26 protein-coding genes are annotated in these 13,482 nt (G+C 32.7%); 24 read left to right on the plus strand and 2 right to left on the minus strand.

Annotation, left to right across the window (positions count from 1 at the left end; translation table 11 throughout):
* Positions 1-14 precede the first annotated feature (14 nt).
* Both ACFOZ1_RS15105 and ACFOZ1_RS15110 read right to left on the minus strand, forming a co-directional pair.
* Positions 15-941, minus strand: coding sequence for an exonuclease domain-containing protein (locus ACFOZ1_RS15105; protein WP_390200611.1), 927 nt, complete (start codon positions 939-941; stop codon positions 15-17).
* 150 nt (positions 942-1,091) lie between these two features.
* Entirely contained in the window at positions 1,092-1,484 is a 393-nt protein-coding gene (locus ACFOZ1_RS15110) for a helix-turn-helix domain-containing protein (protein ID WP_390200612.1), read from the minus strand.
* A gap of 181 nt (positions 1,485-1,665) precedes the next feature.
* Here ACFOZ1_RS15110 and ACFOZ1_RS15115 point away from each other — a divergent pair, with 181 nt between their 5' ends.
* The 24 genes from ACFOZ1_RS15115 (at position 1,666) to ACFOZ1_RS15230 (ending at position 13,482) form a co-directional block, all read left to right on the plus strand.
* Positions 1,666-1,899 (plus strand): helix-turn-helix transcriptional regulator, encoded by a 234-nt coding sequence (locus ACFOZ1_RS15115; RefSeq protein ID WP_390200613.1) that lies wholly within the window; start codon positions 1,666-1,668, stop codon positions 1,897-1,899.
* Positions 1,900-1,969: 70 nt separating this feature from the next.
* Positions 1,970-2,221: a hypothetical protein gene (locus tag ACFOZ1_RS15120; protein ID WP_390200615.1), complete on the plus strand. Its 252-nt coding sequence runs from the start codon at positions 1,970-1,972 to the stop codon at positions 2,219-2,221.
* A gap of 32 nt (positions 2,222-2,253) precedes the next feature.
* The gene (locus ACFOZ1_RS15125; protein ID WP_390200616.1) at positions 2,254-2,523 is read left to right on the plus strand and encodes a helix-turn-helix domain-containing protein; all 270 of its coding nucleotides are present in this window, start codon (positions 2,254-2,256) and stop codon (positions 2,521-2,523) included.
* An 11-nt stretch (positions 2,524-2,534) separates the two neighbouring features.
* Entirely contained in the window at positions 2,535-2,864 is a 330-nt protein-coding gene (locus ACFOZ1_RS15130; protein WP_390200618.1) for a DUF771 domain-containing protein, read from the plus strand.
* Positions 2,864-3,154 carry a hypothetical protein gene (locus tag ACFOZ1_RS15135; RefSeq protein ID WP_390200619.1) on the plus strand — a complete coding sequence of 97 codons (291 nt, stop codon included), beginning with the start codon at positions 2,864-2,866 and terminating at the stop codon, positions 3,152-3,154. The genes ACFOZ1_RS15130 and ACFOZ1_RS15135 overlap by 1 nt, the downstream gene beginning before the upstream one ends.
* 258 nt (positions 3,155-3,412) lie before the next feature.
* Positions 3,413-3,577: a hypothetical protein gene (locus ACFOZ1_RS15140; RefSeq protein ID WP_390200621.1), complete on the plus strand. Its 165-nt coding sequence runs from the start codon at positions 3,413-3,415 to the stop codon at positions 3,575-3,577.
* A 159-nt stretch (positions 3,578-3,736) separates the two neighbouring features.
* Positions 3,737-4,315, plus strand: coding sequence for a BRO family protein (locus ACFOZ1_RS15145; protein ID WP_390200623.1), 579 nt, complete (start codon positions 3,737-3,739; stop codon positions 4,313-4,315).
* Between the two features lie 15 nt (positions 4,316-4,330).
* Positions 4,331-5,407: a replication protein gene (locus ACFOZ1_RS15150; protein ID WP_390200624.1), complete on the plus strand. Its 1,077-nt coding sequence runs from the start codon at positions 4,331-4,333 to the stop codon at positions 5,405-5,407.
* Positions 5,404-5,676 carry a hypothetical protein gene (locus tag ACFOZ1_RS15155; RefSeq protein WP_390200626.1) on the plus strand — a complete coding sequence of 91 codons (273 nt, stop codon included), beginning with the start codon at positions 5,404-5,406 and terminating at the stop codon, positions 5,674-5,676. Before ACFOZ1_RS15150 ends, ACFOZ1_RS15155 begins: the two co-directional genes overlap by 4 nt.
* Entirely contained in the window at positions 5,677-5,910 is a 234-nt protein-coding gene (locus ACFOZ1_RS15160) for a hypothetical protein (protein WP_390200627.1), read from the plus strand.
* A gap of 32 nt (positions 5,911-5,942) precedes the next feature.
* Complete coding sequence (locus ACFOZ1_RS15165) at positions 5,943-6,140, plus strand: DUF3954 domain-containing protein (RefSeq protein ID WP_390200629.1); 198 nt, start codon at positions 5,943-5,945, stop codon at positions 6,138-6,140.
* Positions 6,141-6,179: 39 nt separating this feature from the next.
* Complete coding sequence (locus ACFOZ1_RS15170; RefSeq protein ID WP_390200630.1) at positions 6,180-6,356, plus strand: hypothetical protein; 177 nt, start codon at positions 6,180-6,182, stop codon at positions 6,354-6,356.
* A gap of 220 nt (positions 6,357-6,576) precedes the next feature.
* The gene (locus ACFOZ1_RS15175) at positions 6,577-6,723 is read left to right on the plus strand and encodes a hypothetical protein (RefSeq protein ID WP_390200632.1); all 147 of its coding nucleotides are present in this window, start codon (positions 6,577-6,579) and stop codon (positions 6,721-6,723) included.
* Between the two features lie 94 nt (positions 6,724-6,817).
* Positions 6,818-7,039, plus strand: coding sequence for a hypothetical protein (locus ACFOZ1_RS15180; protein WP_390200634.1), 222 nt, complete (start codon positions 6,818-6,820; stop codon positions 7,037-7,039).
* A 13-nt stretch (positions 7,040-7,052) separates the two neighbouring features.
* Positions 7,053-7,217, plus strand: coding sequence for a hypothetical protein (locus ACFOZ1_RS15185; RefSeq protein WP_390200636.1), 165 nt, complete (start codon positions 7,053-7,055; stop codon positions 7,215-7,217).
* Positions 7,218-7,241: 24 nt separating this feature from the next.
* The gene (locus ACFOZ1_RS15190) at positions 7,242-7,889 is read left to right on the plus strand and encodes a dUTP diphosphatase (protein ID WP_390200637.1); all 648 of its coding nucleotides are present in this window, start codon (positions 7,242-7,244) and stop codon (positions 7,887-7,889) included.
* Between the two features lie 119 nt (positions 7,890-8,008).
* Positions 8,009-8,458 (plus strand): ArpU family phage packaging/lysis transcriptional regulator, encoded by a 450-nt coding sequence (locus ACFOZ1_RS15195; protein WP_390200639.1) that lies wholly within the window; start codon positions 8,009-8,011, stop codon positions 8,456-8,458.
* Positions 8,459-8,616: 158 nt separating this feature from the next.
* The gene (locus ACFOZ1_RS15200; protein WP_390200641.1) at positions 8,617-9,177 is read left to right on the plus strand and encodes a tyrosine-type recombinase/integrase; all 561 of its coding nucleotides are present in this window, start codon (positions 8,617-8,619) and stop codon (positions 9,175-9,177) included.
* A gap of 288 nt (positions 9,178-9,465) precedes the next feature.
* Positions 9,466-10,194: a phage terminase small subunit gene (terS, locus tag ACFOZ1_RS15205; protein ID WP_390200643.1), complete on the plus strand. Its 729-nt coding sequence runs from the start codon at positions 9,466-9,468 to the stop codon at positions 10,192-10,194.
* Between the two features lie 4 nt (positions 10,195-10,198).
* Entirely contained in the window at positions 10,199-10,882 is a 684-nt protein-coding gene (locus ACFOZ1_RS15210; RefSeq protein ID WP_390200644.1) for a hypothetical protein, read from the plus strand.
* 16 nt (positions 10,883-10,898) lie between these two features.
* Positions 10,899-11,177, plus strand: a complete 279-nt coding sequence (locus tag ACFOZ1_RS15215) for a hypothetical protein (protein ID WP_390200646.1) — start codon at positions 10,899-10,901, stop codon at positions 11,175-11,177.
* Entirely contained in the window at positions 11,177-11,317 is a 141-nt protein-coding gene (locus tag ACFOZ1_RS15220; protein WP_390200648.1) for a hypothetical protein, read from the plus strand. Before ACFOZ1_RS15215 ends, ACFOZ1_RS15220 begins: the two co-directional genes overlap by 1 nt.
* A 90-nt stretch (positions 11,318-11,407) precedes the next feature.
* Complete coding sequence (locus ACFOZ1_RS16490; protein ID WP_465253842.1) at positions 11,408-11,734, plus strand: hypothetical protein; 327 nt, start codon at positions 11,408-11,410, stop codon at positions 11,732-11,734.
* The gene (locus tag ACFOZ1_RS15230; RefSeq protein WP_390200650.1) at positions 11,731-13,482 is read left to right on the plus strand and encodes a terminase large subunit; all 1,752 of its coding nucleotides are present in this window, start codon (positions 11,731-11,733) and stop codon (positions 13,480-13,482) included. Before ACFOZ1_RS16490 ends, ACFOZ1_RS15230 begins: the two co-directional genes overlap by 4 nt.

Consider the following 13,482-nt stretch of genomic DNA (forward strand, 5'->3'; position numbering starts at 1 on the left):
TTTATTTTGAAAAATTACAAGAATGAAATAAATTCCTCTTCAGAAATGATTTCTAGATCTTGTCCACCATTAATCATTTCCTCAGCTTTAATCATTTTAGAACTCTTTTTCCCATCTTTTAATCTAGTAAAATCTAAATCACCGATAACCAAATAATTAGTAGTTTTTAATAAAGAATTCGAGCACTTTCCACCAACATTAATTACTTTTTGCATTGCTTCTTTTCTTGTCATGGATTGAAGAGTTCCAGTGAAGATAACAGTTTTACTAAAAAATAAGTGACTTTCATCGAATTCCTTAGTTTCTGGCTTTAAATCACTAACCTTCAATGATTTTCCCTTCGATGACTTTCGGTTTAATCTAGGGGTACGAGCACCGATATACCCACCTTCAAATATCTTACCTTGTATTAACTTGTACTTATCTATTAATTCATAACCATCTTCTACTTCACTTTCAATAATTGCTAATCTAAATAACTCTGCAGCTGCTTTTGCATCTTCTAATGCATTATGATGATTAAAAGAAATTTTTTTAAAGTCGGCGATAGTATTTAACTTATAGTTAAACAATCCTGGCCAAACCAATTTAGAAATGATTCGAGTACATAAATAATCTATTTCTGGATGAGTGATATTAAAATGATCAAGAGTATGTCTGAGTACACTCATATCAAAACTAGCATTATGAGCAATACATATATGATGCGTTAAATATTCACTTAATTCATCCCATATATCAGTAAAAGTTGGAGCACCAAGTACATCTTCTTCCGTAATACCATGAATCATAGAATTATAAGAATCAAATTCCATGTTAGGATTAATTAATGAATAGTATTCATTCACCACACCTTCTTTATTAAAGACAACAAGTCCTACAGCACATGGGCTAAATCTATCTTGATTCGCAGTTTCAAAATCAATTGCTACATAATTCAATACATTCACATCCATTCTAAGAATTTATTATCAAAAAAGACAAATTTTTCACACAAGAATAAAAAAATAAAAAGCACATAAACGCTATTAGGAATATAGTTTTATAATGCGTATTACCTATAAATAAAATAAACAAAAAGGATAATTAATTTAATCATCCTCATCTTCTTCATTTTTTCTTTTAGCCATATCTGTGATGTATTTAAAATATTTCTCTAACTCTTTTATCTCTTCTGGACCCATAGCTTTCCATCTATCAATATCATGAAAACCGGATTGTTCTATGCCAAATTCCTTTAACAATCTATTAATTTCTGACATTGGTTCAAAATCTTCTGTTGTAAAATTGTCCGTTCTACCTAATAAAAAGTCTGTAGTTACATCTAGTACAGTTGCGAGTTCTTTTAACATTTCATTTGATGGTGTGCTGTACTCATTTTCGTAATTACTAATAGTACCTTTAGTGGTATTTACAATTTTAGCAAGTTCCTCTTGTGATAATTTCTTTCGTTTTCTAGCAAACTTAAGTCTTTTCGAAAGCATAGCAGTATCCCTCTCTTTTAATGGTACAAATATATTGTACAACAATATAAGTAATCTTTGTATTATAATGTTGTTTTAAAAATAAAAGTATGAAAAAATTGTACTTTTGTATTGACGTACAAGAAAATTGTGCTTATAATAAAAATGTACAAGATATTCAAACAATGAAGGAGATGAAGAAATGAAAAATACTAGGTTAATTGAAGCAAGAAAAAACAAAAACCTAAATCAAACTGAATTAGCTGAAATTTTAGGTTTTAGTGGCAAACAGTCTGTTGCTAATTGGGAAAATGGATATTCAAATCCCACTTTAGAAACGGCAATAAGATTAAGTGAAGTCTTAGAAAAAGATATTAAGTTTTTATTCGGAAATAAAGTACAAGATTCTCACACTAAAAATATTAGCGCTTCTTAAAGTTTATAAGATTATTTTAAGTTCTCAATTAAAAAATTAATATTCCAAATCAGAATAAGGAGGATTTTGTATGTTGGACTATAAAGATTTAATCGATAGAATGGATGGTTTTCAAGTTGGCACATTGATTGTCGAACAGAATCATGTGTGGTTGCACCAAGGAATGAATAAGTCTACAGATTTAGATGATTCTTATCAAATTGAGGTATACAGTGATGGCACGTATTATCCAATTACACTAAACGACGCAATGAGTGTAATGAGTACGGATGGATGGCCATTATATGCAGGTCTTTACTGTCGAGTTAAGAAGTTAGGTTAATAGATTAGAACGAAGCGAAAAGAGGTGAGAAGGTGAAGTACGGTGCGATTTTAAGAGCTTGTCGTACTCGTGCTGGATATAGTCAAGAAGAATTAGCGCATAGATTACACATTAACCAATCAGACATTTCTAAGTACGAGAACGACACGAAAGAACCTACTATGTCGCTATTCCAACAATGGGCATGTAATACTCAAGCCCAAGAAGTAGTTGTTGCATTTTGTTGTGGTGTAGATGGACTATCCATCATGCAACAGTTAACAGACATAGTGAATTTCGGAATTATCACATTTTTATTCTAGGAGGATAAATCATGATACAACAACTTGATGTCAATTTAGTTATTCCAATTCCAAATGACAAAGTTCTAATTTCAAAAATTGAATTACAAGAATTAAAGGACCAACAACTATTAGGTGTCTACTGGAGCATGAAAGATTTAGAAAAACGTGTTGGTAGAAAGCAAGATTGGATTAAAGAAAATATCTTATATCCAAGTCGTTTTAGAAAAGTTTTAGACATTAACAATGGTGGCTTTGTTTATTATCCAGAAACGAGAGGACAAAATTGGACCTTTCAGGCAAAACAGATGGCTCATTTTTTGGACAAGCATTTCAATACTATTTTTAGAGGTGATGAATGATGACATACACAATTAATAACAAAGAACTTGAACAAAATTTCTTAGAAAGAGATCACAAAAATGTAGCAAAAGAAATAGCAGCATACAACTATTGTGCAGCCCAAGCAATTAATAGAGCAACTAAAGGGAAACTAGGTGAAGCCGAATCTTTTTGGAGAGATGCTTTTGCGTCATTAAGAGAGATTAGCAGAATGGCAGAATACAAGAAAAATAATGCTGAATTACATAGCGTTGTTAATCAGTTAAGAGAAGCAGGAATCCTTTGTGATGTTGTGAGGCGAAGCAGATGAAAGAAGTATATTATAAGTTGTTTTTTGGAGGGTCTTTCATTGGTAGTTTACTTTTTCTTTACCTATCACTTATTTCAAACATATAAAAAAGCTAAGCAGGCGACCAAACCAATACTTAGCGCAAAATAATTATCTATTACCAATATAACATATTTATTTTGAAAAAGACAGTGCCAATATGGTCCTGTCTTGGTGATTATAAACAGTGCTATTGTAATTACCAAGATGCGACTATATCCAACAGATAGGAGGGTGTAAATGGTTTATGAAATCACCATATATGATGACACAAAAAAAGATCTCTTACCGATAGAATCGCATCTTGTTGCAGCAGATAATCTGAAGGAATGCAACAAAATAGGTAAGGAGATCTTAGCAAACAAGGAACACCGCAAGTTCCTTATTTCGGAATTTATTGAATGAATCTATTATAACACATTTTTTAAGAAGGTGATAAATTGAATTTTCCGAAAAACTATATGCATTGGGTTCTACTGGTTTTGTTATTAATCGCATTTGTTTACGGCACCTTTGGAAGGTTGTCTATTTTATTAGATAGTTGATGAGATGGGGGTGAATCTTTTGCTAATACAACGAAAATTTAATGATTATATAGTACGCATCGAAGTTAAAAGAAATAAGTTGTGGTTTTTAGCAAAGGATATTTGCCACATCTTAGCATACGAGCATACACCAACTGCATTAAAGCAATTGGAGACAGAAAGGAAAGACATCACGTACTTAGACCAAAGGCGGAAAAAATTTGACGCTGTAGTGGATGAGGATGGTTTAAGACAACTGTGCAAATTAAGCGCATCAAATCAATCTCAAGCATTTCTAAAATGGATTGATAGCGACATAATAGGCGAAAAAAAAGAAAGTCAAGATGATGATGAGAATAAAAAAACACACTTTAATAAAACAATTAGGCGCTATACAGTCGAAAACAATCTTGATTTTCGGACAGGCTATAAAGACTTTGTATTGCTTTATAACATGACTTACCAAGTTGATTTAAAAGCAGATATGGAGCTACACAAGGCACGATTTAACACCAACAAACTAACAATCCCAGAATTTTTATTACAAAGCAATCAGTTAGATAAGGCACTTGTGATTGCACGTAGATTATTAAATGGTCAATCGAGGCAAGCTACGTAGATTGGAGGGAATAGTATGGCGAATCCTCAAATTGAAAAAGGTTACATCAGGATTGCTAACGATCTCTGGAACGAAATACTAAGAAGGTCATTTAGCAAAAGGCAATTAAATTTAATCTTATTTATATGGCGATTGTCCTATGGTACAGGAAGAAAAGACTGTATAATCGACAAATTTAACTTACTAGAATTAGCAGGAATGTACAAACAAGATGTAAAAAAAGAACTTAAATTCTTGAGAGAATGTCATGTTTTAAATTGGGATGAAAATTCTATGCTATTCAGTATAAATAAAAATTACAATGAATGGCAAATTACACCTAACAAAAATTGGGATAATGACAAATTTAACAGCCTAATTTATGAAAATATTAAGCGAAAAAGTGTAAGTGAAACACTTACTAACAACGAGAAAAGAGTAAGTAAAACACTTACCACGAAAAATATCAAAGTAAGTAAATTACTTACTAAATCAAGAAAACAGGTAAGTAAAACACTTACTTTGAAGTTAGTAAAATACTTACCGTCAAGTAGTTCAAATTCAGTTGTGATAAGCGATACAGGCTCCTTAAAGACATTATTAAAGACATTAATAATTAAAGACATAAAACAATGTAGTAGTAGTATTATTGACAATCGATTTGCCGATGTTATGAATTTTTACAGAGATAATTTGCAAAGAGGTGTTACAGAATCACCATTCAATTACGAATTGATTAATCAATGGTATTCAGAATTTGGAAGTGAACTTTTGTTATCTGCAATGGAGATTGCTGCAAATGCAGAAGTAAAAGGTGTCAAATATGTTGAGGGTGTCTTGAAAAAGTGGAGAGAAGCAGGTGTTAAAACAAAACAGGATGCAGATCGTTATCAACAACAATTTAAAACGAGTAAAAATACAGTACCCTTTCGTAAAAAAAATAATTATAACAATGCATCAACTAAAAAAGATATTGTTCCAGACTGGTATGAAAAAAGCAAAAAAGAGCGTGAGATGTTAGAAAAACAAAACAATAAGCAAGATAAAATAGATGACCAAGAATTCAATAAAATTATGCAGGATTATTTACAGAATCAAGGTGAATCTCTATGAATCTAGCAAGGAAAATCAAGCGCAGAATGAAAGAGTGTCGAAGTAGAGACAATATTATTTATTGCCTACAGGACATGGATGAAGTGTTCTCTAGTCACTTGTTAGAAGCTATTACTGATTTACACGAGGAAGGATATCAAGTCCATACAATCGCAAATGCAATCAATAGAGATCCAGACGAAGTATTTATTGCTTTATTTCATCAGGCTAGACAAGGAAAAATTACACGAGCTATCGGTTGTTTATTTCCAGGAAGTGAGGGTGAGTAAATGATTAAAACATTGCATGTGTGGGAAGTTAGGGCATCTGTGATAAGCAATACTACTCAAGCAAGACATGAGGTAAAGGCAAAAGTAGCTACCGAAAATAGGAATTATAGTGATGCCAATTCTATTGCTTTAGAACGTGTACAAGCAATTATTTTAGAAAAGTATAAGCATTGCAGTTTTGAATATATATCTCACCTTTATCATCTTTGCGAGGTTAGTTATAGGGTGGATTAAAAGACTAGTATAAATCAATTTAGGAGGCCATTATGTCAGAACAATTTAAAATTCCAGTCAATGATTTGAAGGATAAAGTAATTATCATAAGTAAAGGACAACCAACTGTATTAGACAAGCCACTTGCTGGTTATGGGCGTAACATAATCAATTGGCAAAATGGAGAAATTGTGTCAGATGAAGTGCAGTATACAAACAAGAGGGATAAAAAGCGTGACAACAAAGGATGACGGAGTAGACACAAATTGCGACACAAAGGAGTTGAAAGAATGAAAACTTTTGATGTAATTATCAAACTCAAAGATAACACAGAAAAGGTCATCGAAAGTGTAAGTGGTTATTCAAAAGATGATGATTGCTTTATTGTTACGAAAAACGGATATAGAATATTTTTTCCAACAGAGAACGTGCTTTACATTGGTAGGAGTTTTGATTTAGGAAAATGAACGAATAATGCGACATAAGAAAGGAGCGTTAATATGAAAGATAAATACTTAATCATCTATCAAAATTCAGCTTGCTTATTTAGACAACAAATAGTAAGTGAGGCTGATTTGAGTTATTGGGTAGATAAGATTATAGCTGATTATCAAGGTGAAATTTTAACTATAAGCAAGTGCTACATTAATTCGTAGTCCGAATATAAATAGACACAAAGGTGATGACATGATAAACAAAGAAAAACTTATAAATCATCTTAATAAAGAAATAGAAACATCTTTTATGGGTGCAAATGATCGTGACAAGGCTATCGTGTGGCATTGTGAGAGATTAATTAAATTAATCAATGGTGGTGCGTTTGATGGGAAATAACAAGTTTTCGGATTGGTTATTTAATTTATTATTTTCTGTGATATTTATATTATGGATTTTGACTTTTATATTAGAGCCATAAAGGAGTGATTACATGAGTAGTAATTTTTCAGATTTACAATGTGCATATTGCGGAGAAACGTTTCCGGCAAGTTTTGGTCACAAATGTGATTATGAAAAGCTAAAAAAGCAAAACAAACAGTATAAGAAAGCACTGAAAGACATTTTAATAAGTGACGAATGTTTTAAAGGAGATATATTAAAAAGAATGCACGCAATGCAAGATGTAGCGCGTCAAGCATTACAAAACAAATAGAGAGGTGAATAGATTGAAACAACAAAAAACTGTTCGAACATATCCAAATAATTTCACTAATCCCACGACTGCATTAAATAAAGCTTTAGCTGATGGTTGGATAGTAGTCATGTCAAATAGTTTTGATTGTGGTAACGGACAAGAAGGAACGGAGTACATTCTAGAAAAGGACTCATAATTACAAATAGAGAGGTTGGAGGATATGAACTTTGAAAAACTATTTGAAATACAAGCAGGATTAGACGAACACATCATACAAGAAAAAGGATTACAAGGGCAGGATTTGCTAGACAAAAAGATATTAGCGTTACAAGTGGAATTAGGTGAGCTTGCTAATGAGTGGAGGGGGTTTAAGTTTTGGAGTAATGATCAAGAACCAAGGACTTGGTATCCGAATGAAAAAGATATATGTGAATCATGCAAAGGCCAACCTATATTCAAAAAAAACAATAAAATTATAGGACAATGTGAGGATTGTGATGGTTGTGGAGTTCATTTTCATAATCCTTTGCTAGAAGAATACGTTGATTGTCTACATTTTATTTTTAGTATTGGAAATGATTTAGAAATCAAAGAAGTTGATGTGGGAGAACTAGGAGATTATACGGAGGAAACAGAAACAGGAACATTTAATCAATTATTTTCTTATGCAAGTGCTTTAAACACTTACTTGGATGCAAATCTACCAGCATCAATAAGCAAAGAGGAAATACAAGATGAATATGGTTGTATGTTTGCTTGCTTTATCGGATTAGGAGAAAAGTATTTTGAATTTACTATTGAGCAAATAGTCCAAGCATATCTAGAAAAAAACAAAATCAACCACGAAAGACAGAACACAGGATATTAAAACAATGCACAAACAATTTAAATAAAAGGTCTGACCGAACAACGGAAGGCATTAACAAGAGCATGAAAAGGGTTCTTGTTAGTGTCCTTTTTATTATAAAATTATAAGGAGATGGTCATATGCAAATGAGTTTAAGGCTACCAGAAGTAGATAGAGAATTAACAAAGTCAGAAGTAGAAGCTGCACTAGAGAAATATAAGATTTATTTGCTTATGGAACCTATTGAGTACCAACCGAAGATAACGGCATCCTTTTCGATTGTTCCACCAACTTATAATAATCAATTCCATTCAAACACAGAGGAAATCGTAGTAAAAAAAATAGATATGGAAAACCAAAGAAGAAAGTTTTTGAAGTGGGTCCAAACATGTGTGAATCGATTACCACACCAAGAGCGATCTATCATAGTCAAAAGATATTTGAATGCAGAAGAAATCTATGATTATGAAACATATAATGATTTAGGATTGAGTGAACGTACGTATTATAGAGTAAAACCAAAGGCACTACTAAGATTAGCTTTTATAATGAGAATCGAAGTCTACAAAGAAGAAAAAGAAGCAATATAAAAGTGGCAGAAATAAGGCAGAATATAGGCAGATTAAAAACAATAAAACATGTTATTCTTGTAGTAGGCAAGATTTGCCATACATTATTCCTCCCTATTCGAAAAAGCGCAGCGTATATCGTTGTGCTTTTTTACTTTTTAATAAAAGAGGTGAACCAATTGAATGTAGTACAACCAATACGAGACCCAGAGGTTATTGAAGGGATAAAAGAATATTTAAGATTAAGAAGCCTACGTAATTATCTGTTTTTTTGCATGGGGATCTACAGTGGTTTACGAGTAAGTGATTTATTAAATTTGAGGGTTGGTATGGTTAGAGGAACTCATATAACAATACTTGAGCAAAAAACAAAGAAGAAAAAGAAGTTTATTATACATCCATCCATTAGGAATGACTTAAATAGATTTATAGCTGGTAAAGATGATAACGAGTTTTTATTCCCTAGTCGTCAAATAAAAAGGAAAAGTAGATTAAGGAATCAACCATTCGACAGATCAACAGCATACAAGATGTTAAATAATGCAGCTAAGGAATTTGGGTTGAGTGAAATAGGTACACACACTATGAGAAAGACATGGGGTTATCACCTGTATAAACAAAATCCACACAATCTAGCGTTACTAATGGAAATGTTCAATCATACGGAGCAAGTGACAACATTACGTTATATTGGAGTAAATCAAGACATGATGGATGCGGCAATTATGCAACTAGCGTGATGTTTAAGTGCAACACAAAAGGTAACGTTGTCGCAGTGAGTTTTTAAAAGTGAAGAAAGTATAGATAAATCAATAGAAAAACAGATTTATAACAGTGCAACACAATATATATTATGGGTTACTCACAATCCATATATTAGGATAAATCAACAAGAAATCATATTAATAAATTTGAATAAAATTCAATGTGTTTGAGAGTGATTTTAAGAGCCATAGAACAACTTTAAAATTAGCTAATATAAAAGTGTGAAAACAACTCAATTCATTCCAGGAGGTGGGTTATTTGCTGTGTCGAGACAAATGAGTCCTAAAAGAATGAAAGCATTACAAATTTGGTTAAAAAGTAATCGCAAGAAAAAATTGAAAGATATAGCAGAAGAATTAGAGGTTAGTGCTGGACAGATAAGGAAATGGAAAAGCATTGATAAGTGGGATGATATTCCACAAACAGTCCCAAATAAACGTGGTGCTCCTTACAGAAATAAGAATGCAGTTGGTAATAAAGGTGGAGCTCCAGAAGGAAACTTAAATGCTTTGAAACACGGCATGTTTAAAAAGTGGTTGCCAAACGATGATGAACTACAAGAAATTTATGATGCTACAAGAGAAGGTATGAACACGTTGGATATTCTTTATGAAGAAATACTAGTGATGTTTACTAACTTTATTAGAGCACAAAAGATTATGTATGTTAAAGATCAAAATGATATGACAAGAGTAATAAAAAAAGAACGAGTAACTAGAGAAAAAATGGGTGCTATTAATGAAGATGGTGAGAAAGTAGAAGTATATGCGGAAACAGAAAGTGAAAGAGAATACGATATTCAACATGCCTGGGATAAACAAGCGAACGCATTAAAAGCACAAGCAGCAGCAATGAATGCTATTAGCAGAAAAGTGAAACAATATGAGGAATTATTAAGAACTCTACCACCGAACGAAATAAAAGAAGAACATAGATTAAGAGCGCAAAAAATGAGAGCAGATATAGAAATAGCAAAAACAAAGGCATGGTGATTATATGGCAAGGCATGCAGTATTGCATAGTTTTTATACATCCGAACCATGGAGAGGGTTTAGGCTTAATTTAATCATAGAACGTGGCAACATATGCGAGCGTTGTGGAGAAAGAATAGCAAGGGCAAAAGATATTATCGGACACCATAAGATAGAATTAACTTCTGAAAATGTACATGATTATAACATTAGCTTGAATCCTAAATTAATAGAATTAGTTTGTTTTGATTGCCACAACAAAGACCATAGGAGATTTGGGTATCAAGGATTGAAGGAAGTCTATCTAGTATATGGACCACCTTTAAGTGGCAAGTCTACATTTGTTAAGCAACAGATGGGGCGTGGAGATATAGTGGTTGATATGGATAGATTATATACTGCAGTATCTATGCTACCTAGTTACGACAAGCCAGACAACCTATATTCAAACGTTATACAAATACAAAATACTTTGTTAGATAATATCAGGACACGTTATGGCAAGTGGCATAACGCATGGGTTATAGGTGGTTATGCAGATAAGTATAAGCGTGAGAGGCTAGCTGACAGTTTAGGAGCAGAGTTAATCTTTTTAGATGTGAGTAAAGAAGATTGTTTGAGTAGATTAAAACAGGATGAGGACAGACAGTATAGACAGGATGAATGGCTGGGGTACATTGATAAATGGTTTGAATCTTATACAAAATGAGGGAGGTCTATATTAAATGCCAACTAAAAAAGAAGTGCTTGAAAGAATTAAACAAGACCTTTGGTGGAGAGTAATACAAGAGGATGATTTGAAGAACTTATTAAGTGAAGTGGAAAGTAATCAGAAGCGTGTTCAGATTGATAATCATAATCTTGATAAGCTATTTAAATACTTCAAACTACTAAGTCAATCATACTTCCAAGGTGACCCATTGAATGTAAAGACAAGTATAGAAAAGGTTATGCTTCTCATTGAATTAGAATTGAATAAAGAATATGAAGGGGAGAGGTTATAATGCTTTATATGTTCTTAATGGGATTGATGGACATACACACACCAACACTTGCACAAGCAGGTTATCCAAAGGCTTGGTACATTGGCAATAATATTCATACAAATCTTGTAAAGAATAGAAGAGAACACCCCCCCGATTAATTAAATATATAAAAACCCTGGGTACCGAAGGGGGGACGCTTTTTTTACACACGGCTAAAATTTTGAAAATTCGTCGGAGGTGAAAACGCCATGCCTAAAAGCGCCGAGTATGAACGAGAATACGAGAAGTTAAGCGAAATCTTTCGAGAAGTCGAGAAATCTAAACGTGAATTAGTAGAAGGTTTAATTGAAGATGCAGCCTTTTTAAAAAGCGAGAATCATGCATTAAAAGAAGTGTTAGATAAAACAGGCATGGTTAAATTTCATCCGACAGACAATAGTTTGCAAAAGAAGACACCTGCTGCAGATCAGTATTTAAAAAATGTAAACACGTATGCTACTGTGATAAAAACATTAAATGGGGTATTGAGTAAAAATATATTAGATGATGATGACGAATTAGGTGTGTACGAATGATTCAATCACATCAAAATGTTCTTACTAATCCATATGAATATCAAGGTAATCATTCTTTTTTGCTAGAATATATGGATAAATGTAAAAAAGGCGAAATTATTATTGGCCATGAATTGAAGATTCAATTGGATAAGTTATTGGATTACTTTGAAGATGACGAAATAAAAATTGAATTTGATGATGCGCAAAAAAGAATGCACTTCATTGAAAACGAATGTAGGCACTTCGAGGCTCCCTTTTCTGGGCAGCCTTTTTTATTAGATTTATTTCAAAAAGCATTCATCGAAGCAATATATATTTTCAAAATCTATGATGATGAAGCAGGAAGGTATGTTAGATTACATCAAGATGTATTGTTCTTGGTTGCTCGTAAAAATGGAAAGACACCATTGATTAGTGCAATCTGTTTGTCAGAGTGGTTTTGTGGTGAGATGGGAACGAAAATATTATGTTCTAGCAATGATTATGAGCAAGCAGGATTAATGCTAGAAGCCATCAATGCCATGCGAGAAGAAAGTAAGACATTATCCAAAGTAACAAGAAGTAATATTAAAGGCATATTCTTTGGCAATCCTAAAAAACCGAAAAAACGAGGGAAATTTAGTTACCAAAATAAAGGACATATTAAAAAAATATCTGCTAAGACTGGTGCTAAAGAAGGAAAAAATATTAAGGTTGGTGCGGTAGATGAGGTACACGAGTTAGCAGACAATACATCTATCATGCCGATTAGGCAAGCATTATCTACTCAAGACGAGCCATTATTTATCGAATTGACAACAGAAGGTGTTGTAAATGATGGTTATCTGGATGGTCGTTTGAAAGAAGCAAGACAAGCATTACATGGCGAAATTGATAGACCACGTTGGTTAATATGGATGTACACGCAAGATAGTGAATCAGAGGTTTGGCAAGACGAAAAATCATGGCACAAATCTAATCCAGGAATGGGAACGATAAAGAAAAAGAGCTTTTTGCGAAAAATGATTGAAGAAGCGCAAACGAGTAAGTCTATGCGAGTATATGTCATGTCCAAAGACTTTAACATTAAACAAAATAATGCAACTGCTTGGTTAACACCTGATGACATCAAAAATGAAGAAACATTCGACATTGAAATGTTTCGAAATAAGTTTGGTATTGGTGGAGTCGATTTGTCCAAGACAGGAGACTTAGCTAGCGCTCGTATGATTCTTTTGGACCCTGATACAAACAAAAAATATACAATTCAAAAATATTTTATTCCCGAATCCAAACTAGAGACATTGACAAAAGAGGATTTAAACAAATACAAAGAATGGATTAGAGAAGGATTTATGGAAGTGTCTCCAGGAAATGAAAATGATTTTAGCCTTGTAACTAAATTTTACTTAGATTTGTACAAAAATTACGGCATACGTCCTTATAAGGTTGGTTACGATAAATGGTCAGCATTGTATTGGGTAAAAGAAATGGAAGAGTTCGGTTTTGAATGTCAAAAGGTGTCACAAGAGTATGGCAGCATGAGTGAAGCAATGCGATTAGTTGAAGCAGATCTAAAGAGTAATTTACTTGTTTACAATGATAATCCAGTTGATAAGTATTGTTTTGAAAATACTGCACTTGAGATGAACTCAAAAATGGAAATGCGCCCAATCAAAGTACAAGGACAAGATAACAAGAAAATTGATGGTGCTGTAACCAATATTATTGCTTATAAAGTATATATAGATAATCGTAATGAATTTATGCAACTGGCAAGGAGGTAA

Origin of the sequence: Gracilibacillus marinus (genome assembly GCF_042651725.1) — a bacterium.
GTDB lineage: Bacteria > Bacillota > Bacilli > Bacillales > Amphibacillaceae > Gracilibacillus > Gracilibacillus marinus.